This window comes from Sphingobacteriales bacterium, assembly GCA_016699615.1.
In the GTDB taxonomy this organism is placed as follows: domain Bacteria; phylum Bacteroidota; class Bacteroidia; order Chitinophagales; family JADIYW01; genus JADJSS01.
Map to the genome: position 1 here is coordinate 1,428,295 of CP064984.1, position 21,749 is coordinate 1,450,043.

The window sequence follows — 21,749 nt, forward strand, 5'->3', positions numbered from 1 at the left end:
AAATTAATACTTTTGTAGATTAGTAAATTCGATAATGATTCAACCAAGAATATTTAAAGGCGCAAGAGATTTTTTGCCAGAACAAATGCTACACAGAGAACATATTGTAGCAACCATGCGTCAAATTTTTAAAAAATATGGCTACGCACCAATAGAAACACCAGCAATTGAATATTTAGATATTCTAACTGGAAAATACGGCGAAGAAGCAGACAGATTAATTTATAAACTAAATTACAAAACTGGAACAAAAGATGAAGCAGCATTACATTACGATTTAACAGTGCCATTCTCACGAATGGTAGCCATGAATAATGATTTGCCAGTACCATTCAAAAGATACCAAATACAACCAGTTTGGCGTGCAGACAGACCACAACCACACCAAGGAAGATTTAGAGAGTTTTATCAATGCGATGTAGATTGTGTAGGCACAGCTTCAATGCTGATAGAAGCAGAACTAATTGCCATCACCTACGAAGTATTAGCAAGCTTACAAATTCCAGATTTTTTAATAAAAATTAATAACAGAAAAATTCTAAATGGAATAACACAATACATAGGTTTAGACGAAACTTATGTTGGTGATATTTGTATTTCTATTGATAAATTAGATAAAGTAGCTTGGAGCGAAGTAGCAGCAGAATTAGCATCAAAAAAAATTGATACAACAGCAATTCAAAAATTACATCAACTACTTTCTAAAGAAATTAATCTACAACAATTAAAAACAGAATTGGCAGAAATTGCAATTGCACAAGAAGGCATTTCAGAACTAGAAGAAATATTCAAATACTTAGAAGTATTGGGCATTCCAAACCAATATTATACATTCGATATAAGCTTGGCACGTGGCTTAGATTATTACACAGGACCAATATTTGAAACCAAATTACCCAAACATCCACACATTGGCTCACTCAATGGTGGCGGACGTTACAATGGATTAATAGCATCATTTGGTGGAAGAGATTTGCCAGCAGTTGGCACATCATTAGGATTAGATAGAATCTTTACAGCCATGCAACAATTAAATTTATTGCAAGAGGTAAAAACATCTACACAAGTATTAGTAGCAAATTTTGGAGACGATACACTTGATGCAGCTTTAAAATTAGTCAAAGAATTAAGAGCCAATAATATTAATACAGAACTGTATCCTGAATCTACAAAGATGAAAAAACAATTCGCTTATTGCGATAAGAAACAAATTCCTTTTATGGCAATTTTGGGCGGAGATGAAATAAAACAAGAAAAAATCACGCTGAAAAACATGAGCAAAAGCGAACAACAAACATATACATTTGATGAAGCATTAAGTATAATTCGTAATAGCATTTAATAATGAAAACAATTGTTGTATTGTCTGGAGCTGGAATAAGTGCCGAAAGTGGCATAAAAACTTTTAGAGACAGCGATGGACTTTGGGAAAACCATAGAATTGAAGATGTAGCCACTTTTGATGCTTGGCAAAGAAACCCAACATTAGTTTTAGAATTTTACAACCAAAGAAGAAAGCAATTGCATGAGTGTGTACCCAACAAAGCACACCAACATTTGGCAGCATTAGAAGAAAAATATAATGTACAAATTGTAACACAAAACATAGATGATTTGCACGAAAGAGCAGGCTCAACAAATGTGTTGCATCTACACGGAGAATTATTTAAAGTAAGAAGTACAGTAGATGAAAAACTGATATACGATTGGAAGTCAGATTTGAACCTTGGCGATTTGTGTGAAAAAAAATCGCAACTAAGACCACATATTGTTTGGTTTGGCGAGCAAGTACCAATGATAGAAGTAGCAGCAGAAATATGCAGAAAAGCAGATATATTTATTGTAATAGGCACATCATTAGTGGTATATCCAGCAGCAGGTTTGGTACATTACACAGATTTTACGGTGCCAAAGTATATAATAGATCCAAACCAACCAATTATGTATGATGCACAAAACAAACACTACATACCCAAAAAAGCCACAGAAGGCATGCAAGATTTATTTGACCAGTTGATGAAATAATTTTTAGTTTTATTTATAAAAGTAAGACATTCTTTCTACATCTTCATTATTTTATATCATAGCTTACATATTGAATGTTTCATTATGAAATTAACACTTGTATTTTCAACCATTTTAATATTCATTTTACAAGCATGTAGTAATCAATCTAAGGATGAGTATAATTCAAAACATAGAATTAATTATAGCATCTATTTTTTTACAGATATTAGGCTAGATACAACAAAGTTTGAAGTAATAACAGATTCTATTCACAATACAGAAGGTGCTTTTGATGTTGACTACAGTTGGTTTGTAAAACTTAAGTTTGATAGTATATATTTTGAGAACTTAAAGAATGAAATTAGAGCATCTAATAATTTTAATACAAATAAAAGTGAATTTGATGATAATTGGAAACTAATTGATTCAAATATTTTAGGAATTTGGCTCATTGATACAACCAATATTAGATTTGTTCAGAAACCAGTAAAATATAATCCTGAATCAAAATGGCTATCTATTGATACAGTTACTAAAGTACTTGAGCTAGAATTAATTCATCTATAATTTCTGTGCCTTTCTTGGTTCTTAGAACTAAATAGTGTTTATTCAATAATTGTAAACTTTTTAATCCAATACAGAGACCAATCGCTTTTTTGAGGCTTATTTTTATTTGTACATTATTAAATTCCTTTTACTTGTCAAATGAGCATCAAATAGTAAATAGTTGATAATTAATGTTTTAAATTGATTGAATATATGTTTTATCAAATAACCATCAAATAAAAATTAAGCCCAAAATGGGACATAACTTCTGTGTTTTCGTGATTTACTTTCAGGATCATCTTCTTTAATCATATTAGCCTCAAATGTATCTTTTATAATTCTAGAAGCAATAGCTGCATTTTTGTCATCAATAGAGAAGCGTTCTCTAAGACTTTGGTTAGACATTTTTTCATTAGATACCCATTTTAAACAAGAATGCTGATAACAAGCTCTAATTTTTTCTTTTTTATCAAGGTCATTTAGTGTTTTATAGCTAAAGATAGTTACCCTTGTTCTATTTTCATCTGAAATGACATTGATAGGTGGCAATTGATACAATTCATTATAGAAAATTACTTTGTCTAAACCACTGCCTTTTTCTTCACAAAAGCCCATTCTACGCATCATATCTGCTAACTTTTCGTTTCGTGAAATGTAGGAATCAATAAACCTATCAGTAGTTATTAATGGATTACCAGGGTTTGATATTTCTATCCTATCACTAAAAATCTCTATCATAGGAAACCCTTTAACCAATAAATCTTGGTGAATTAATGCATTGGCAACTATCTCTCTTATTGCAATTTCAGGATACATCCTTGATTCTTTTCGTAATGCTTTACCTATTTCTTCATTGGCAGGCAATTGACTGTTTATCCATTCTACTAAACCTAAAAACCCAAGGGCATAGCCTTTTGCACCAATTTGTTCTCTAATAGTTTCTACTTTATTATTTCCTTTATACACAATTACCCTTACAGATTTTCTTTCAATTGTTTCAAAATCTGGTAAGTTTTTTGCAAATAGAATAGCACCAAGATTTGTAATGGCATAGCCTTGAGATTTTACTATTAAATTTTCATTCAAAAATTTTTCAATAACGCCTAATTGGTTAGAAGGATAAGGTAATTTCATTAAATCAAAATATGTCTCTGTACTCAATAGTTGAATTACATCACTGGCATTCAAATTATCTTTGGCTATTTCTTGCTCAAAAGGATTTGTTTTCTTTCGCCAAATTTTCGCTTCTTTCTCAGGAAATTCTGCCAATTTTCTTGTTATACTTCCTACTCTAATATATGCATTGTGCAAAAAATCTACAGGCTTGGTTTTCGCTGCTGGAATTACGAAAATTGCAATATTTCGATTTTCATCAAAGGAAAATTCATAGATACTAAAATCTATACGTGGGTTTAGACGTTGCAAGATCCAATGTTCTATAACTTCGTTGCCTTTCTTGTGTTGCTTAGGTTTGAATGTTGTACCTTTTATAATATGTGATTTGTCTTCTACACCAAAAACCAAATATCCAAAATCTTGATTTACAATTGCTGCTCCATTGGCTAATGCTGAAATGCGTTCTCCTATCTCATCTTCAGAATGAAAATTAAGTTTAAACTCTACCCATTCACTTTCGTATGGTTGTTTAACTAAATTTTTCAATAACTCAATGAGTTGTTTTTCGTTCATTTTGCTATTATAAATTAAGTTGCAAATTTACAATTATTTTATGGGTACTTTGCATTATGTCGTGTTAGAAGTTATTTTTATTTTAGAAGATTTGACTTCTTTTCAAAAATATAAACTTATATCAGTATTTATTCAATAATTGTAAACTTCTTTGGGACGACACAAGCTATAATTTACAGAAATACCTGTTCTTTAATAAGCCAAAGCGGAAAATAGAAGCATTAAGCCTTAGCAAAAGCAATAAAACTGCAAAAAACAGTCTAAAAAAGCAAATAGAAGCCTATGTTTTTACAAGAAGCGCCACCAGATACCAGATAACAAGAGTAAAGTAAATAACCATATATTAATACTAATAATATATTATATATAAATTATGTAAAATTGCCACCAAAAATACCACGTTGTGCAACTGCCACCCTTGTTAGCTGTTGTTATATTTTTCGTGAAGTTCAATCGCTATTTTTAATTCAGCTTCTAAATCGTAAATAATTTTGTTTTGTTCAAAGTCAAAATTACTAGTTGTTATAATCATTGGCGATACTTTAATTAGGTCTTCTGTTAGTACATTATTTGTGTCATAGTTCGTCTCTGCAATATCGTAAACAGTAATTTTGTTTAACTGCAATTTGTCAAATACACAATCATTAAATATAGCTAAATTTGTCAAACCATATTCCATTCTTACACTCGGGTAACAAACTGCATCTATTTTAAAGCCATTCTTGTCCGGGTTTTGCTGTATAAGTCTTGATGAATAGTTCGCAGAAAATAGATAATTCTGTTTTTCATCGTCCGAAACCTTTTTCATATACTGCTCGGTTAAGAAAAATATTAATTCATCAAATACTTCAACAAGTTCTGGGTTAATTTCCTTTTTCGATTGAAGCCAAGCATCATAAGCACCTGAACTTTCTTTATTTGTTGTAGTAAGTGTCGGATGAAAAATATAGTGTGTATTAAGTTTTTCCCCTGGTTTTATTTCCCATTCACTAACGGTTATTAAATCGCCAACTTCAGGTCTTGTTTCCCAAATAGCAGTTTTGAAATCTAAAGCGGAATAGAAAACGCTTTCTCCTTTTAAATTACATCTTCCGTGATTAGATTTACCAACAGGTGGTCCAACCAAATCTGTAACTTTTTGAAGTTTTACTTTCTGTCCGCCATAGAGATATTTATTATTTGTTACCCTAAAAAGTTTGGTTGGATATGTGTCTGCAAAAAGTGTAAAAATGACATTCTGAAACTTAATAAATTCAGCTTTTAAGTTGTCAAATTCTTGTTCAGTCAGTTTGTGAAGTCCGTTGTCACTTAACTTTCTAAAATAGTCAAGTTTTTCCTTGACATCTTTTGCAGAATTATATTTATGGATTTTGTAGTCGATAACAACTTGTTCTATCACATCGGTTGACGGCTTGGCGATGTGGCGGATTTTTAGCACAAAAGTTCGGTAGAATTACTGCTGTTGAACCTTGCACAAAAGTTTCATAGAAGCACTTCAGCCCGCCATTTTGCCAAACTGCTGTGTTTGTTGCACAACGTAAAAATAATGACTTTTTTGATATTTTATATCTTCTGTATAAATAACTATATATTAATATACTTAGAATACTTTTATATAACATATGTTTGCTTATTCTTCGTATATTCGCACATGCAAGGACGCAAATCATTTCAACCTAAAACTATTTTCTTTACTTCTCTGCCTGAGCTCGTACCTCAAGATAATTTCTATAGAAAGCTGAATAGTGCCATTTCGCTTCATTGGATTTATAAGGCTACTGCTGTGTATTATGGCAATGATGGCAACGAAAGTATAGACCCAGTTGTGTTTTTCAAAATTCTGCTTGTTGGTTATCTCAACAACATAAATTCCGATAGAAAACTCATCGCTTTCTGTGCTGATTCACTTGCCATTCGTTTGTTTATTGGTTATGATATTGACGAGCCTCTTCCTTGGCATTCTACTATTTCTAGAACTAGACAATTATATGGCGAAGAACTATTCCTTACACTTTTTCAACAAGTACTAAAGCTATGCGTAGACAAAGGCATGGTTAGTGGTAAGCGTCAATGTGTAGATAGTGCTTATGTAAAAGCCAATGCTTCTATGGATGCTTTGATAGAGAAACAAGTTGTTGATGATGCTGTATTGTATGCTAATGAACTGAACGAACATAGCGACTTTAAAGTAAAAGCTTCTATGAAAAAAGCTGTAGACAAACACCATGCATGGAAAGCTAAAGCATACAAAGATATGCCTGGCAATGCAGTAAATCCTAAACAGACAGATGAGCATGGCAATCTTATTCGTCCTAAATTTACCAGCAACCATACACACATCAATACAACAGACCCTGATGCTAGAATAGCAGTAAAGCCAGGCAAAGCAAGACAACTCAACTATCTTTGCTCAAGTAAGTGTAGACGATAAATATCATGTTATTACTGGTGCTTTGGCAGATTTTGCCAGCAAGAAAGATAGTGATAGTTTAGCTTTAATTATTGAGAAACAAGTGTTAATTTATTAGAAAATGATATAAAAATAAAGAAGTAATTGCCGATGCTGGTTATAGTAGTGGCAAGGCACTAAAGTATTTAGAGCAGAAAAATATAACAGCCTACATTCCTAATTTTGGACAATACAAAAGTGAAAGAGCAGGTTTTGTTTTCAATAGGATAGATAATCAGTATGAATGCCAGCGTGGCAACAAAGCAGTACTGAGCTACAAAGGGATAAAAACAGATAGCAAAGGTTATGAAAAGAAACAATACAGAAGTAGTGAAAGTGATTGCAAAAATTGTGCATTGAGAGCACAATGCTGTGGTAAGGTTACCAAATACAAAAAGATAGAAGACAGCATAGATAAACCATATTATGATAGAATGCATGAACGTTTAACAAGTAATGAAGCGTATGCAAAGCGTATGGTACGGAAACGGAGTAGCACAGTAGAGCCAGTATTAGGCACGCTGATAAACTACAGAAACATGAAGCGAGTAAATACACGAGGCATACAAGGAGCAAACAAACACGTGTATTGATGGCGGCAATAAGTTATAATTTACAGAAATACCTGTTCTTTAATAAGCCAAAGCGAAAAATAGAAGCATTAAGCCTTATTAAAAGCAATAAAAAGGCAAGAAACAGGCTAAAAAAGCAAATAGAAGCCTATATTTTTACAAGAAGCGCCACCAGATACCAGAGAACGAAAGTAAAGAAAGCAACAATATATTAATACTAATAATATATGATATATAAATTATTTAAAATTGCCACCAAAAATACAACGTTGTGCAACTGCCACCGATGTTAGCGGCAGGTTATTTTATCTTGTTTTTAATTTTCTTAATTGTGTCTGTATAGTATTGATGCCAATTGTCTTTATAATTGTCTTCTTTTGGTTTTATTACGGTCACATTCAATGATTTTAATAGTTCTTCTTTGTCAGCTTTAATGTTCCTGTCGTAAAAGTATATATTATTTGAAATTAAATTGCTTGATTTTTCTTCATTTAATATTCTTGCTCTTTTTGTTAGTAGCCACCAAATGTCTGTTTCACTATAATCAAGTGAAAAGCCAAGTATATGAATGTTCGAGTTGAAAAACAATTCAGACCAAGAGCGATTGTCAAAATCTTTGGTTTTGAGCTTGTCTGTCATTTTTGTTATTCGAATTTGTTTTGAGTTTTCTTGAAATTCATAAGTTCCTTTTATATAAGCGTCTAGTTTACTTACAGAACCACAATAATGGTCAAGTCCTAACATAATAGAAATAGGTTTGTCAATTTCACCGTGAATATTCCAAATTTTGCAGATTTCTTTTTCGTTTTTGTCTAATATCTGCGTCTGCCTTCTTATGCTGTAAATATCTTCCGTGCTATTATTAGAACTGAAATACTTCTCCACATTAGTTATGTAATTTCTAAATGCATAGTCGTAATTTGTAGTTAAGTAGTTTTCTGCATTAAGTTCAAAGAGCATTTGATAAAACTCATTTGTTTCAATTTTTATAAGTAGGTCAGCGATTGAAAGTTTTATATTAAATTCAGTCTGCCTAATGTCATTTGAAGTTTTGTTTTCAAATACGGCTCTTTCGTAAATGAATGTATTTGGTAATTCTCCATTGTCAAATATTTTCTTGCCTTTAATTCTGTTTAAAAGTTCATTCCAAGGAATTGGTTTTTTACTCAAATTATTTAGTCCATTTCCAAAAAATATAGTGTCATTCATTGTTTGTAGTATGTCGGTTTAACTTGCCGCTAACGTGCGGCGGATTTGCGAAGTTACGAACTGCAAACGAAGTTTGCAAGTGAAGTAATTTTGCAAATCCGTTGATGTGTTGAAGGTCGAGCGTAGCGAGCCTAAACGCATCAACGGATGTAATCCGCCGCACGATGTGCAAAAGGCGTAGCGTAGCGAAGACTTTTGCACATCGGTTTTGGGCTTTGCGAAGGCTGGGATTAGAAGTACTAATGTTCAAATTTAGCACAATGTTCATTAGATTTCCAAATGTTCAATTTAGCACTGAAGCCCAGCTTTTGCAAAACCCCTGTGTTTGTTGCACAACGTAAAAATAATGACTTTTTTGATATTTTATATCTTCTGTATAAATAACTATATATTAATATACTTAGAATACTTTTATATAACATATGTTTGTTTATTCTTCGTATATTCGCACATGCAAGGACGCAAATCATTTCAACCTAAAACTATTTTCTTTACTTCTCTGCCTGAGCTCGTACCTCAAGATAATTTCTATAGAAAGCTGAATAATGCCATTTCGCTTCATTGGATTTATAAGGCTACTGCTGTGTATTATGGCATTGATGGTAACGAAAGTATAGACCCAGTTGTATTCTTCAAAATACTGCTTGTTGGTTATCTCAACAACATAAATTCCGATAGAAGACTCATCGCTTTCTGTGCTGATTCACTTGCTATTCGTTTGTTTATTGGTTATGATATTGACGAGCCTCTTCCTTGGCATTCTACTATTTCTAGAACTAGACAATTATATGGCGAAGAACTATTCCTTACACTATTTCAACAAGTACTAAAGCTATGCGTAGACAAAGGCATGGTTGCTGGCAAGCGTCAATGTGTAGATAGTGCTTATGTAAAAGCCAATGCTTCTATGGATGCTTTGATAGAAAAACAAGTTGTTGATGATGCTGTATTGTATGCAGAAGAACTGAATGAACATAGCGACTTTAAAGTAAAAGCTTCTATGAAAAAAGCTGTAGACAAACACCATGCTTGGAAAGCTAAAGCATACAAAGACATGCCTGGCAATGTAGTAAATCCTAAACAGACAGATGAGCATGGCAATCTCATTCGTCCTAAATTTACCAGCAACCATACACATGTCAATACAACAGACCCTGATGCTAGAATAGCAGTAAAGCCAGGCAAAGCAAGACAACTCAACTATCGTTGCTCAAGTAAGTGTAGACGATAAATATCATGTGATTACTGGTGCTTTGGCAGATTTTGCCAGCAAGAAAGATAGTGATAGTTTAGCTTTAATTGTTGAGCAAACAAGTGTTAATTTATTAGAAAATGATATAAAAATAAAAGAAGTAATTGCCGATGCTGGTTATAGTAGTGGCAAGGCACTAAAGTATTTAGAGCAGAAAAATATAACAGCCTACATTCCTAATTTTGGACAATACAAAAGTGAAAGAGCAGGTTTTGTTTTCAATAGAATAGATAATCAGTATGAATGCCAGCGTGGCAACAAGGCAGTACTGAGCTACAAAGGCATAAAGACAGATAGTAAAGGGTATGAAAAGAAGCAATACAGAAGTAGTGAAAGTGATTGCAAAAACTGTGCATTGAGAGCACAATGTTGTGGCAAAGTAACCAAATACAAAAAGATAGAAGACAGCATAGATAAACCATATTATGATAGAATGCATGAACGTTTAACAAGTAATGAAGCGTATGCAAAGCGTATGGTACGGAAACGGAGTAGCACAGTAGAGCCAGTATTAGGCACGCTGATAAACTACAGAAACATGAAGCGAGTAAATACACGAGGCATACAAGGAGCAAACAAACATGTATTGATGGCAGCAATAAGTTATAATTTACAGAAATACCTGTTCTTTAATAAGCCAAAGCGAAAAATAGAAGCATTAAGCCTTAGTAAAAGCAATAAAAAGGCAAGAAACAGGCTAAAAAAGCAAATAGAAGCCTATATTTTTACAAGAAGCGCCACCAGATACCAGAGAACAAAAGTAAAGAAAGCAACAATATATTAATACAAATAATATATGATATATAAATTATGTAAAACTGCCACCAAAAATACCACGTTGTGCAACTGCCACCGCTGTTGGTGGCAGGTGTTTTTAATTTATATTTCTTGTCCTTCCTATAATTAATAAAAGTTCTTGTGCAGAACGGTGGTCTCCATCTTTGTCTGCAAGTTCTAAATATTTTCTAGCAGTTTCAATTGATTGTTCTACTACTTCTCCTTCCAAATACATTTTACCAATAAAATAATTTGCTTCGTCAATATCATATTCTGAATTATAATGTTTGTCAATTGATTTAAAAAATTCTAAAGCTTTTAGTTTGTTCTTTTTTGTTCCTATTCCATAATAGTAGCATAGTCCAACCGTTAATTCTGCATAATAATTTTCAGAGCTATCAGCTTTTTTATAAAGTTCAAAAGCTTTTTCAAATTGTTGCTTGTTTCTGTATTCAATTCCTAAATTAAAGGTTGCAATTTCAGAACCGTTATTCATAGCTTTTTCATATAATTTCATTGCAAGTTCTATGTCTTTATCGCAATGTTCATAAATTCCGTCATTCAAATAATTTGCATACCTAACCATACCATCAATATTTCCACTTTCATATGATCTCTTTGTCCAATAAAATGCAAGTTTTTTGTCACATTTTACGATTTCTATTTTGTCATATGACCAACCGTCTTCATAATATCCGGAAACCTCATTCATTGCTTCACTATCACCATTTTCTGCTTTTAGTAATAACAGATTGAAGTCGTCGATATTTTTAATATTAATATAGTCTTTCATTTTGCGGATTGTTTCGATACACTTGCCACTAACGGCTCGGCGGCTTTGCGAAGTTACGAACTGCAAACGAAGTTTGCAAGTGAAGTAATTTTGCAAATCCGTTGATGTGTTGAAGGTCGAGCGTAGCGAGCCTAAACGCATCAACGGATGTAATCCGCCGCACGATGTGCAAAAGGCGAAGCGTAGCGAAGACTTTTGCACATCACACAAATATACGCAATAAATTGAATTGCGTATATTTTTTTATTAAAAATACTTTTTCTTTATAATCTTCTTATTATCAATATTCTATATTAAATATGTTTTTGCGTATTTTGAATATCCTGTCGTATTGTTTTATCCATATTTCATTTGTGTATATCCAAAATGCGCAAGTTGTTTTTTGCTTTATCTTCAAATAATTAACATAAACATTTATGGAATTTTTCTGCTTTTGCGTCATTATTATAGCTGGGGGTACTTCAAACCTAAGCTGGCTTATTCTTTAATTTAAAAATTTTATTATTATGTCAAACATCACCAACAGCAGATTGAGATACAAAGAATATCTGAAAATATATGCAACACATAATATTCCAATTATAGACACAAAAATTTGGGATTATGATGCAACATTGCTCAATGGTCTTAAACTAAATCAGAAATTCTCCAACTATACCAAAGAAGAACTAGCTATTGTGCATGTATATATTGTAAGTAGTAAGTAACGTTGAAGAAATTATTTCACAATTAATTTCCCAGTGCTTTGTATTCTTTCATCAATTTTTAGTTGATAAAAATATACGCCAGTGTATTTGAAACTGTCTTTAGAAATTTTCACTTCATACTCTTTAACAGTATTTATTTTATACACTTCTTTTCCTAAAAGATTATAAAAAACAACACTTACCTTACTATTTGATAAGTCAATATCTTCATTTATTTTAATGATAGCATCATCTACCAATGGATTTGGATATACTTTAATACTTTCTGTTTTGCTATCGAGAAAAGATTCTAGACGATTATTTGCATGAATGTTTTGCGCAACAAACATTAAAAGTATTAAGACTAAACTCTGGAATGTAAATTTTCTACTCATAGGCTTTTCCACATATTCTTATACGAATTTAATAATTTATGTTGAAAAATGCAATATCTGTGCCATTTTTTTTACAAAAGATTATACAATTCTTTCAGCTTCAAAGATAGAGATGATTTTGTCTATTGTTTCATCAACAGTAAGATATGATTTGCCACCAGATGCATTTCTATGTCCACCACCTTCAAAATGTTTTCTGCAGATTTCTTCAACAGAAATTTCTTTTTTAGATCTAAAAGATAATTTAATCATTTTAGCTTCTTGTTTTATCAAGATGGCAACTTTAATTTTTGCAATACTCAATGGGTAATTAACCAAGCCTTCAGTATCGCCATTTTGTAGATTGTATCTATAGGCATCTTTTCTATCAACTAAAATATAAGCAATGCCCAAATCTTCACGCACAGTCAATTTTCTACTTAATGCATTACCAATAAATCTCAATTTTTCTTCTCTACCATTTTGGTTCAGCAGTTCTTGTACAGCAACAATATCAAGACCACATTCTAATAATTTTGCTGTAATCTCAAATGCATTTCTATTGGTAGCACCATTTGAAAAGCTTCCAGTATCTGTTAAAATTCCAGTATAAATACAAGTAGCTACTTCTTTGCTTGGCTCATACTGACTGTCTAATAATTGTAAAAACCTAAAAACCAATTCGCAAGTAGAACAAGCTTTTACATCATGCAGCACAAAATCTGCAAAATCTTTTGGATATAGATGGTGGTCTAATAATACAATTTTTGCCTGAGTTTGCTCAAATGCTTTATTAAATGGTTCTATTCTACTTAAATCATTAAAGTCTAAACAAAATATGATGTCTGCTTCATAAACTAACGCATTACTCAATGTTGGATTTTCTTCATAGTTCCAAACTTCATCGCAATTTGGCATCCAATTAAAATAAAGTGGAAAGTCTGTTGGTGTTACTACACGCACATGATGACCTTTTGGTTGTAAATAATTAAATAAAGCTAAAGAAGAACCCATTGCATCGCCATCAGGTTTTTGGTGCGTAGTTATCACTATTTTTTTAGGCGTAGCTAAAAACGATTGAAGTTCTCCAATATTATTCATACTACAAAGGTAGTAATTATTGTAGTACTACATTTAATATAAAAAGATGAATTGTAAAAAAATAAATAGTTAATTACTTGCATTATTAAAAAATATTATATAATTTTGAAATGCTAAAACTAAAGATTATGAAAAAAACAATTGATCTAACGCAAGTTAGTACACAAAGAATCATTGAAGGCACTATTAGAAATCTTACTCTAAACAAAATTGTAAAAATTAAAAAAGATTGTAACCTTAATATTAAGCTACCAAAAATAGAACTTACAGATGAACAGCTTGTTAAGATTAGAGTAGAATATACACAAGACAATAAATCTATATCTATAAAGCGAAATGAGAAAATACTATTAGATGATTTAAATAATAAAAATACATTTGAGGTAATATATAATAAAGCAGACATCGAAAACAATAATTTGTCTTTTGATATTAAAATTAATGGTGCTACAATTAATATTAATAATATTAATTTTAAGATATTAAATCAAAAAGACAATCAAAATATAACAGTAGCTGATAATATTGTTGCGTGTTGTTGCGGGTTTTCTCATGAGTTGCCACTTTGTAATTGTGCTAATCTAACAGCGACAGCATAATAACCATATTATTCATTGAAAAATAAAAACTTTATGAAAAAAAATATAACGGCTATTTTTCTGTTTATGTGTTTCCTCATAAACATAGCACAAGATGTAAAAACGATTAAAACATATACATATTCTAAGAAAGATGTTGGTTATATCTTAGAATATATTGATAGCAAAGAAGATGATATTATAGAATTCAAATTGAGAATTTCTGATAATTATAGTGAATTTAGAGATCTAATTTATAAATCTAAAGTAGAAAAAAGAGATGTCCCAAACAATATTCCAGATACAATCAGAACAGAGACCACAGGAGATACTTTGGATATAAGAGATACAATATACACAATTAAAACCTCAAATAAATTATATAAAAAAGATACAATAGAAAAAGTGGATACTCTTACTCTGATTGATACAATAGTTACAAAAGATACAACGTCTAAAGTTGAAATTAAAGACAATACATTTACTATAAACACAGAAATTGTAATAGATACAGTTGTTTCAGTTGTTGATTCAATAATTAAGAAGGAACAAATAGTAGAAAAATATGATTTTAAGCTATACAATTCAAAAGATATTAATGCATTTATTTCAGAGATGAATAACGGTGCAAAGAAGCTACATGTAGATAATAATGATAGTTTCGATCCAAAAATGTTAAATGAATTGTTTTTTAATGTGCATATTCAGCTTAGTAAATCTAGTCAAGACTCACAACCAACAGCAGGGATATTAAATATTGAAGAAAACGGTGTGAAAGTCGAATATATGCCATCAATGAATAAGATAGAAAATGTATACTTACATGATATTGGAAGCTGCTTAAAAAACATAGGTCTTGCGCTAAATAAAAAAGATAAAATTGACACATGCTATGAATCGCACACAAAGAATATAGATGGTTTCTACATTGATACAATTTCAATTTCTTGCCTTAATAATAGTGCAAAAAAACTAAGGAGTATTAGCGATAATTACACAAATGGGAAATATAGCCTAGATAAGATAATTGAGGAAACGGATAAGATATTAAAGAATAAGAAAAGTTCCGAAATAAAAAGCCATGAAATAGACAACTTGGCAGATATTTGCAATAATACATTGCAAAAGATAGGAGGCAATAAAGTACAACTAAAAATATCTGATCAAAGTCAATCGCAATTGGTATTTGAGGAAGGGACACTAGCTAATGCTAAAATTATTCTAAAAAATGATAGCTCTAATAATTTAAGACCATATAAAAAAGGAGACGAAATAATATTCTTTAGCAATATACCTATCGGTTTTACTTCTAAGAGAAACTATCTAGATCTAAAAAGGTACTATCTATATGATGCAAAGTATGGTATGTATAGAATTAGACTTTCAGATGTAATAAGTAATTATTTCCCAGAACTTAGTTTATATACTAGAGACCATAGTCCTGCTGATACATCAGTTTCTTTTAATGCAAAAACAGAAAACCTTAACCTTAGACTAATGAAAGCTAAGAATAAAAATTTCTTTGACATTCAACTATATTCAGACTTTAATGGTATTAATAAAGATAAACCTAATGGCTTAATACAAACGGAAATAAGCTATAGAATAAATATTAATTCATTCTTTAAACAAATTGGACAAAAAAAATCAAGTGCAGTAAATATTGTTGATAAAAATAACAAACATTCATGGTCTGGCTTTTCATATATTACTAGTATAACACCATATGCGGCTGTGACCAAAATAGAAGAAAATGGTAGAAACCTAGTATTAGCACCAACTAATGATTCAACTAACAATAAAATTGCAGGGGCACCTCAAAAGCTTAAACTATTAGAATACAATACATTTAAAGTAGGATTTTCAAGCAATTTATTTAAATTTCATTTCCCAAAACTAAATTGGCAGATGTGGAATGTTGGGTTTGAGTTTGGTAGAGTAAAATTCTCAGATACTGCAAAAATAGTACTTGATACAACAACTAATGAAAATGAATATATAATGGATGAGTTTAGAGCTTCAACAATTATGGCAACACCATTCTCAACAGAATTAAATTTCCTTCCAGAAGAAAGATTTAGATTTGATATAAAATACAGCCTAGGCTTAATGTTTTTGCTAAGTGATAAAGTGAATTTTGTAAATAACTTTACTGATAATACTGCGGATTCTAAATTTAGAAATAACATATTACATACAATAGAGTTACGAGCAAGATATAAATTAGACAGAGTTGGTTTCTTGTTTGCTCGTTATAGATTAAACTTCCAGAATAATATAAAAGAATCTAATTTTCATCAAGCACAAGTAGGAATTAGCTTAAGCATATATGATATTTTAGGCAGAAAGTAGTCAGCTTTTTTATAAATATTCTGCATCGAAATGAAGAGGCAATAAATCTTTAATTGATTTAAAGACAAATGTACTGCCATCATTGCCATGTAGAAGAATCTGTATATCTGATTTTTGTTTGCTCTCAGTTTCTAACAATACTTGTCTGCAAATACCACATGGTGCAACAGGAAATTTTACTTCTGTAGTTTGACTGTTGGCAACAATAGCAATGGCATTAATCTTTTCATTTGGATACAATGCCACACAAGCACTAATTGCAGTACGCTCTGCACACAAACCAATAGGATATGATGCATTTTCTTGATTACTTCCTTGTACAGTTTTATTATTATCTAAAAGTAATGCAGCACCTACATTAAACTTAGAATATGGTGCATAGCTATTTTGTTGCGCTGCTCTTGCTTCTTGAATAAGCATTTGCATTTGACTAGGCAAATCTGAAATATTATCAAAATTTTGATATTGTATTGTAATGTTTTTTTCTTGCATACTAAATTTCAAAGGTCTTGTTGTCTATCAATATTTTTAATTTTAATAATCCAATTATAGCAATAGCATCTTTTATTTTCCCATTCATTGCCCATTCTATTGCTTCTGTGATGTGCATTTTCTTTATTTGCAATTCTTCAGTATCATCAGGCGAAATTGTTGTTTTTTCTAAGCCTTGAGCTACAAATATAATGCCTACTTCATCAGTTACAGAGTTTGAGGTATTCAATTCGGCAATTTTAGTCCATTTATTGGCAAAAAATCCAACTTCTTCTTGCAATTCTTTTTTGGCAGAAAGTAAGATGTCATTTTGTAATGGACCACCACCTTCTGGTATTTCCCAGCTATAAGCATCTAATGCATATCTATATTGTCCTACTAAATAGGTGTTGCCTTCTTCATCTATTGGAATGATGCCTATGGCATAATTTTTAAAATGAACTGTACCATAAATACCTGTTGTATTTTTTGGAGTAATGATGTCTGCGATGTTTACACTAATCCAATTATTATCATACACAACCTCTTCTCTTGTCTTCTTAAATGGATTTACATTTTCATCTATCATAATTTAAAGATATAAAATCAAGCGAATAAATAATTGATTTTTGTTAGAATTTAAAATTAGAACCTAAGCCAATTTCTGCATATTGTGCTGTGCCACCATGCGCTTTTACGCCAATATTTAAGTATGGTCTGTTTTTCTTTTCTAATGCCAAGAAATTAATGTTTGTTCCAATTTTGAAATAGATAGGCAAAAACATTTTGTATGGTGTGTGTAAATATGCGCCTAATGCATAAAAAATTGAGGTGCGTCCGAAAGAAATTTCATTACCAACATATAGACTAAGTCTTGTTGCAGCTTTTTGTATTATTTTATCTTGTACTTTTGGTTTATTGACATCATAGTGTGGGTAGCCAAAATCAAACTCTAGCAATGCACCACAATAAAGTTTATTTACAATATTAAAATGTCTTGCATACTGCACAGAAGTACCATAGTTGAGCCAACTTCTATCTTTAATAAATTTAGTTACATCTTGCAAACCAGCATTCAACAAAAATCCTATTTCATTTTTATAATTAACTTTTGGAATAGTATCAAAGTTTAGATTTAATTTTTGTTTTGTAGGTAAATATCTAATGCCCAACATAGCTGTTGGTGTATTAATTCCTAAATTAGGTAGTTTCATAGCACCACTTGAGTAATGAGAAAATGCAATTCCTGTAACAAGTTGTACATTTTCATGAATTTTAAAATGCAATCCAAGTCTTGCTTCAACAAAGATATTGATTGGCATTGCCATGGCATTATTCACTGGATTTTCAATAGCATCGTAGGTTTTGGTTGTATAGGCTAAGCCACCACTAAAACGAAAAATAAGATCTACAATTCTGCTTCTAACAATTGGATAACTAAAGTATGCAAATGCTGCATATCCATTTCCAATGGTATCTCTGTTGTGATGAATTAATGCTGAGAAACCGCCACCAATTTCTGGATATTTTAGTTTCCTTTGCCATGCTTTTGCGCCATCTGTTTGTTTGAATGCTGTAAACTGTATTACATTGGAAACGCCATTAATTGTTGGTTGAAAACCATCAGTATGTCTAAAAACTTTTCCAAGTTGATAATTGGCTTCAAATCCTAATTTATGTTTATAATCAATTATATCTTTACTTTTTGAAATGATATTAGGTGTAAATAAAACATTGAAAATAATTACAAACAAGAATCGTAGAAGTATTTGCATTTCAAAATAAATTAAAAGAATTTCCCAGTAAGGATGCTTACATCATCATTAAACAATACATTTCTTTTGAATTTGGATAGATAATCATACAATACTTTATTGAATAATGATGGTGGATAGTTTTTATTTTTTTGTATAAAATCTATAATTCCAGCTTCTTCAAATTGTTCATTCTCTTCATTTTCTAATTCAGTCAATCCATCAGTAAAACATATGATTGTAGAATCTTTTTCTAATTGGATATTTTGTATTTTTAGTTTAGGCAAATTTTCAAAAGCACCTAACATAGTTGTGCCTTCATCTAGTTTTATTAGTTGATGTTGGTTGAACAGAATTGGTGGTACATGTCCACAATTTACATAAGTAAGCATTCTGCTCATAATATTATATTTTGCAAGAAATAGTGTAACGTATTTGTCGCCATTGGTAATTGAGTATATTTTTTTGTTGAGTTTTAAGATTAGCTCTTGTGTACTCATTTGCATATCAAGCGTAGCATTAAGGTATGCTTGTATATTTGCCATTACTAATGCAGCAGAAATTCCTTTGCCAGAAATGTCTGCTATACAAAAAACAAACTCATCTTTATTTATGTGTATTACATCGTAATAGTCGCCACCAATTCCTTTGTGCGGAAGATAAATGCCATCAAATTCATACAAATTATTTTTTGGTAGTTTTTTTGGAATGAGCATTCCTTGAATATTCGATGCAAGTTCAAGCTCTTTGTCGTATTCTTTTTTTTCTACTTCGCGCTTAAATAGTCTTTTATTTTCAACAGCTACCGCAATAATATTTGTAATAATCTGAGCAAATTCTAGTAGTTCATCTTCTTTAAAATAATGTTCTAATTTTATATCACCAAGCAAGACAAATGCAATTGCATTTTCTTTATGAAATACTGGAATAATATATTTGAATCCAAAAAATAATTTTTGTTCTTCTTTTGTAAGTATTTTTAGTTCTGAGTATTGTTCAATGTGTTTGGCAATTGGAATAAAAACATCTTGGTCATCATCTTTTAACCATATTTTTCTTTTCCAAATATCGTTGAAGATAAAAAATGCCATTTCTTCAACACCTAATTGTTCTTGTATAATTTTTTGATATAGTAAAACTAAATTATCAGTAGAATAATTGTGATTTATAGCTTCTGTAACTTGCAATAAAGAATGCAAATGCTGATGTTTTATGTATAGCTTTGCTTGCACAGCATTAACAGCATCTTGTATCGATAAACTTTTTTGCATTACTACAAAATACAAAAAAAATATAATTTTAATTGAATTATTTTTTATTCTTACTTAGTTGATAACCATCTGTCAAAGTATTTAAAAAAGCAATAATATCTTTGATGTCGTTGTCAGAAAGTTTTAAATCTCCTAAATCTTCTGTATTCATAGTTGCTTTGTATTCTGCCACAAATTTGCTATTAATATCTCTTGTATTATAAAATTCTAAAACTTCATCTAATGTATTGAAAATACCATTGTGCATGTATGGTTTAGTTAGTGCTACATTGCGTAGACTTGGTGTTTTGAATCTTCCAATTTCTAATGGATTTTTTACAAATTCTGATGCTGCAAATCCTGAATCTAATGGTAGATTTTTTTGACTTGGATGTTTTGGAATGCCAATGTTTTCGTATGAATAATCTGTAAATACAATCGTATTTGTAAATTCATTTGGCATGGCTAAATGACAAAGTGAGCATTTACTTTTTATAGTATCTTGAAATAAATTCCAACCACGTAATTCTTGTTCATTTAGCTTTACTTTTCCTTTCAGAAAATAATCAAATTTTGAGGAATATGTATTGACTTGTTTCGATTTTTGAAAACTAATTAATGCTTGCGTGGTACATAATAACAATACTTGGTCGTCTTGTAAGCCTTCTTTGCCAAATATTTTTTCTAATTGATTGTAGTACTTTGCGTTTCTTATCTTTTCTGCAACCTGATGAAAGCTTTTGTTATTCATCTCATGTGGATTGAGCAATGGCGAAAATGCTTGTTGCTCTAGAAACTTTGCTCTTCCATCCCAAAAATGTCCACCAACAGATTCTTCAATGCCTCGTAAAATTGTTGATTGGTTGTTTGGTGCTAATATATTATAAGCTATAGCAATCGTATTTCTAGCTGTATGTGCATCAGGATTTACACCAATGGAAAAAGCTGATTGTCTGGCATCAGAAAATCCGAAAGATGGCGAATGGCAAGAAGCACAACTTATGCCTTTTGGTTCAGACAATTGTTTGTCGAAGAAGATAAACTTTCCAAGCTTTGCAGTGTCCGAAAGAAATTTATCATTAGCAATAAATTCTTCATCATTAGAGAAATAAAAAGACGCAGAATTATCTTTACATGATTGTAGAAAAATAATACCCAAAATTGGTAATGCAATTTTAAACCAATTCTTGCTCATCAACCAAGTTGTTTTGTATAGCATATACAATAATTTCGGAAGTAGATTTTAGTTTCAACTTCTTCATGATATTTTTTTTGTGCGTATATACAGTGTGTGTACTCAAAAACAAATGGTCTGCAATTGTTTTAGCATTCCAACCTTTTGATGTAAGTCTAATGATTTCAGATTCTCTTGATGATATATTTAATGCTGTACAATTGTCATCTTCTTTGTGAAGATGTTTGTCTATAATAATGTCAATTACTTTGTGACATAAGAATTTTTCATGATTTGCAGTTGCTTCAATAGCATTGATAATTTCCTCATCATCGCATTCTTTAGTCAAAAATCCTTTAACACCATCGTTAATTGATTTTAAGATAGTTTCTTTATTATTGTCTGTTGATATAACTAGAAATTCAGTATTTGGATGTTTTTTCTTAATTGTCTGAATAATATCTACATTAAAATGATTGGGTTGAGCATAATCAATAATAATAATATCAGCCTTATTTTTCTCTAAACTACAAAGCAACTTTTCTGCATTTTCTGCTTCATCAATACATTCAATATGGTTGACTTCTGAAATTATTTTATTCAAGCCAATTCTTATTAGCATCTGAGCATCAGCAATAATTACTCTAATCTTGCTCTTCATAATTTATAAAGAATGTTTTTTATGTAGAATAAATCTACTTAAAGATTTTTGTTT

20 protein-coding genes and 1 pseudogene are annotated in these 21,749 nt (G+C 30.9%); 9 read left to right on the top strand and 12 right to left on the bottom strand.

All coding sequences use genetic code 11. The features are described from left to right. Positions 1–34: 34 nt before the first annotated feature. From hisS to IPK18_06765, 3 genes are all read left to right on the top strand, one after another. A complete protein-coding gene (gene hisS, locus IPK18_06755) occupies positions 35–1,342 on the top strand; it encodes a histidine--tRNA ligase (GenBank protein ID QQR99199.1) in 1,308 nt (435 codons plus the stop codon). A 2-nt stretch (positions 1,343–1,344) separates the two neighbouring features. Continuing rightward, entirely contained in the window at positions 1,345–2,025 is a 681-nt protein-coding gene (locus tag IPK18_06760) for an NAD-dependent deacylase (protein QQR99200.1), read from the top strand. Positions 2,026–2,109: 84 nt separating this feature from the next. Continuing rightward, positions 2,110–2,574 carry a hypothetical protein gene (locus IPK18_06765; protein ID QQR99201.1) on the top strand — a complete coding sequence of 155 codons (465 nt, stop codon included), beginning with the start codon at positions 2,110–2,112 and terminating at the stop codon, positions 2,572–2,574. 222 nt (positions 2,575–2,796) lie between these two features. Here the strand turns inward: IPK18_06765 and IPK18_06770 are convergent, their stop codons facing one another. Both IPK18_06770 and IPK18_06775 read right to left on the bottom strand, forming a co-directional pair. After that, positions 2,797–4,242, bottom strand: a complete 1,446-nt coding sequence (locus tag IPK18_06770) for a putative DNA binding domain-containing protein (protein ID QQR99202.1) — start codon at positions 4,240–4,242, stop codon at positions 2,797–2,799. Between the two features lie 421 nt (positions 4,243–4,663). Then, entirely contained in the window at positions 4,664–5,641 is a 978-nt protein-coding gene (locus IPK18_06775; GenBank protein ID QQR99203.1) for an RES domain-containing protein, read from the bottom strand. A gap of 252 nt (positions 5,642–5,893) precedes the next feature. Between IPK18_06775 and IPK18_06780 the strand changes: the two genes are divergently transcribed. After that, positions 5,894–6,673, top strand: a complete 780-nt coding sequence (locus IPK18_06780) for a transposase (protein QQR99204.1) — start codon at positions 5,894–5,896, stop codon at positions 6,671–6,673. A gap of 122 nt (positions 6,674–6,795) precedes the next feature. Continuing rightward, entirely contained in the window at positions 6,796–7,284 is a 489-nt protein-coding gene (locus tag IPK18_06785) for a transposase (protein ID QQR99306.1), read from the top strand. 279 nt (positions 7,285–7,563) lie between these two features. On the opposite strand, the gene IPK18_06790 is transcribed toward IPK18_06785, so the two are convergent. Next, entirely contained in the window at positions 7,564–8,472 is a 909-nt protein-coding gene (locus IPK18_06790; protein ID QQR99205.1) for an SIR2 family protein, read from the bottom strand. A 451-nt stretch (positions 8,473–8,923) separates the two neighbouring features. Between IPK18_06790 and IPK18_06795 the strand changes: the two are divergent. Continuing rightward, positions 8,924–10,397, top strand: a pseudogene (locus tag IPK18_06795) (IS1182 family transposase). A gap of 201 nt (positions 10,398–10,598) precedes the next feature. Here IPK18_06795 and IPK18_06800 read toward each other — a convergent pair. Beyond that, positions 10,599–11,294 (bottom strand): sel1 repeat family protein, encoded by a 696-nt coding sequence (locus tag IPK18_06800; protein QQR99206.1) that lies wholly within the window; start codon positions 11,292–11,294, stop codon positions 10,599–10,601. A 506-nt stretch (positions 11,295–11,800) separates the two neighbouring features. On the opposite strand from IPK18_06800, the gene IPK18_06805 reads away from it, so the two are divergent. Beyond that, positions 11,801–12,001 carry a hypothetical protein gene (locus IPK18_06805; protein ID QQR99207.1) on the top strand — a complete coding sequence of 67 codons (201 nt, stop codon included), beginning with the start codon at positions 11,801–11,803 and terminating at the stop codon, positions 11,999–12,001. 11 nt (positions 12,002–12,012) lie between these two features. Here the strand turns inward: IPK18_06805 and IPK18_06810 are convergent, their stop codons facing one another. Next, positions 12,013–12,375, bottom strand: coding sequence for a T9SS type A sorting domain-containing protein (locus IPK18_06810; protein ID QQR99208.1), 363 nt, complete (start codon positions 12,373–12,375; stop codon positions 12,013–12,015). 81 nt (positions 12,376–12,456) lie between these two features. After that, positions 12,457–13,455, bottom strand: coding sequence for a bifunctional oligoribonuclease/PAP phosphatase NrnA (locus IPK18_06815; GenBank protein QQR99209.1), 999 nt, complete (start codon positions 13,453–13,455; stop codon positions 12,457–12,459). Between the two features lie 128 nt (positions 13,456–13,583). Here IPK18_06815 and IPK18_06820 point away from each other — a divergent pair, with 128 nt between their 5' ends. Together IPK18_06820 and IPK18_06825 are read left to right on the top strand one after the other, a co-directional pair. Then, the gene (locus IPK18_06820; protein QQR99210.1) at positions 13,584–14,054 is read left to right on the top strand and encodes a hypothetical protein; all 471 of its coding nucleotides are present in this window, start codon (positions 13,584–13,586) and stop codon (positions 14,052–14,054) included. A gap of 33 nt (positions 14,055–14,087) precedes the next feature. Then, the gene (locus IPK18_06825; GenBank protein QQR99211.1) at positions 14,088–16,385 is read left to right on the top strand and encodes a hypothetical protein; all 2,298 of its coding nucleotides are present in this window, start codon (positions 14,088–14,090) and stop codon (positions 16,383–16,385) included. 9 nt (positions 16,386–16,394) lie between these two features. Here IPK18_06825 and cdd read toward each other — a convergent pair whose 3' ends face one another. Genes cdd through IPK18_06855 form a run of 6 tightly spaced genes read right to left on the bottom strand, consistent with a single transcriptional unit; the run spans position 16,395 to position 21,695 of the window. Beyond that, entirely contained in the window at positions 16,395–16,877 is a 483-nt protein-coding gene (gene cdd, locus IPK18_06830) for a cytidine deaminase (protein ID QQR99212.1), read from the bottom strand. Position 16,878: 1 nt separating this feature from the next. Further along, positions 16,879–17,445 (bottom strand): NUDIX hydrolase, encoded by a 567-nt coding sequence (locus tag IPK18_06835; protein QQR99213.1) that lies wholly within the window; start codon positions 17,443–17,445, stop codon positions 16,879–16,881. A 43-nt stretch (positions 17,446–17,488) separates the two neighbouring features. Beyond that, positions 17,489–18,631 (bottom strand): acyloxyacyl hydrolase, encoded by a 1,143-nt coding sequence (locus IPK18_06840; GenBank protein QQR99214.1) that lies wholly within the window; start codon positions 18,629–18,631, stop codon positions 17,489–17,491. 11 nt (positions 18,632–18,642) lie between these two features. Further along, positions 18,643–19,881 carry a SpoIIE family protein phosphatase gene (locus IPK18_06845; protein QQR99215.1) on the bottom strand — a complete coding sequence of 413 codons (1,239 nt, stop codon included), beginning with the start codon at positions 19,879–19,881 and terminating at the stop codon, positions 18,643–18,645. A 37-nt stretch (positions 19,882–19,918) separates the two neighbouring features. Continuing rightward, positions 19,919–21,079, bottom strand: coding sequence for a hypothetical protein (locus IPK18_06850; protein ID QQR99216.1), 1,161 nt, complete (start codon positions 21,077–21,079; stop codon positions 19,919–19,921). Then, positions 21,036–21,695, bottom strand: coding sequence for a response regulator transcription factor (locus tag IPK18_06855; GenBank protein QQR99217.1), 660 nt, complete (start codon positions 21,693–21,695; stop codon positions 21,036–21,038). The genes IPK18_06850 and IPK18_06855 overlap by 44 nt, the downstream gene beginning before the upstream one ends. Between the last annotated feature and the right edge of the window lie 54 nt (positions 21,696–21,749).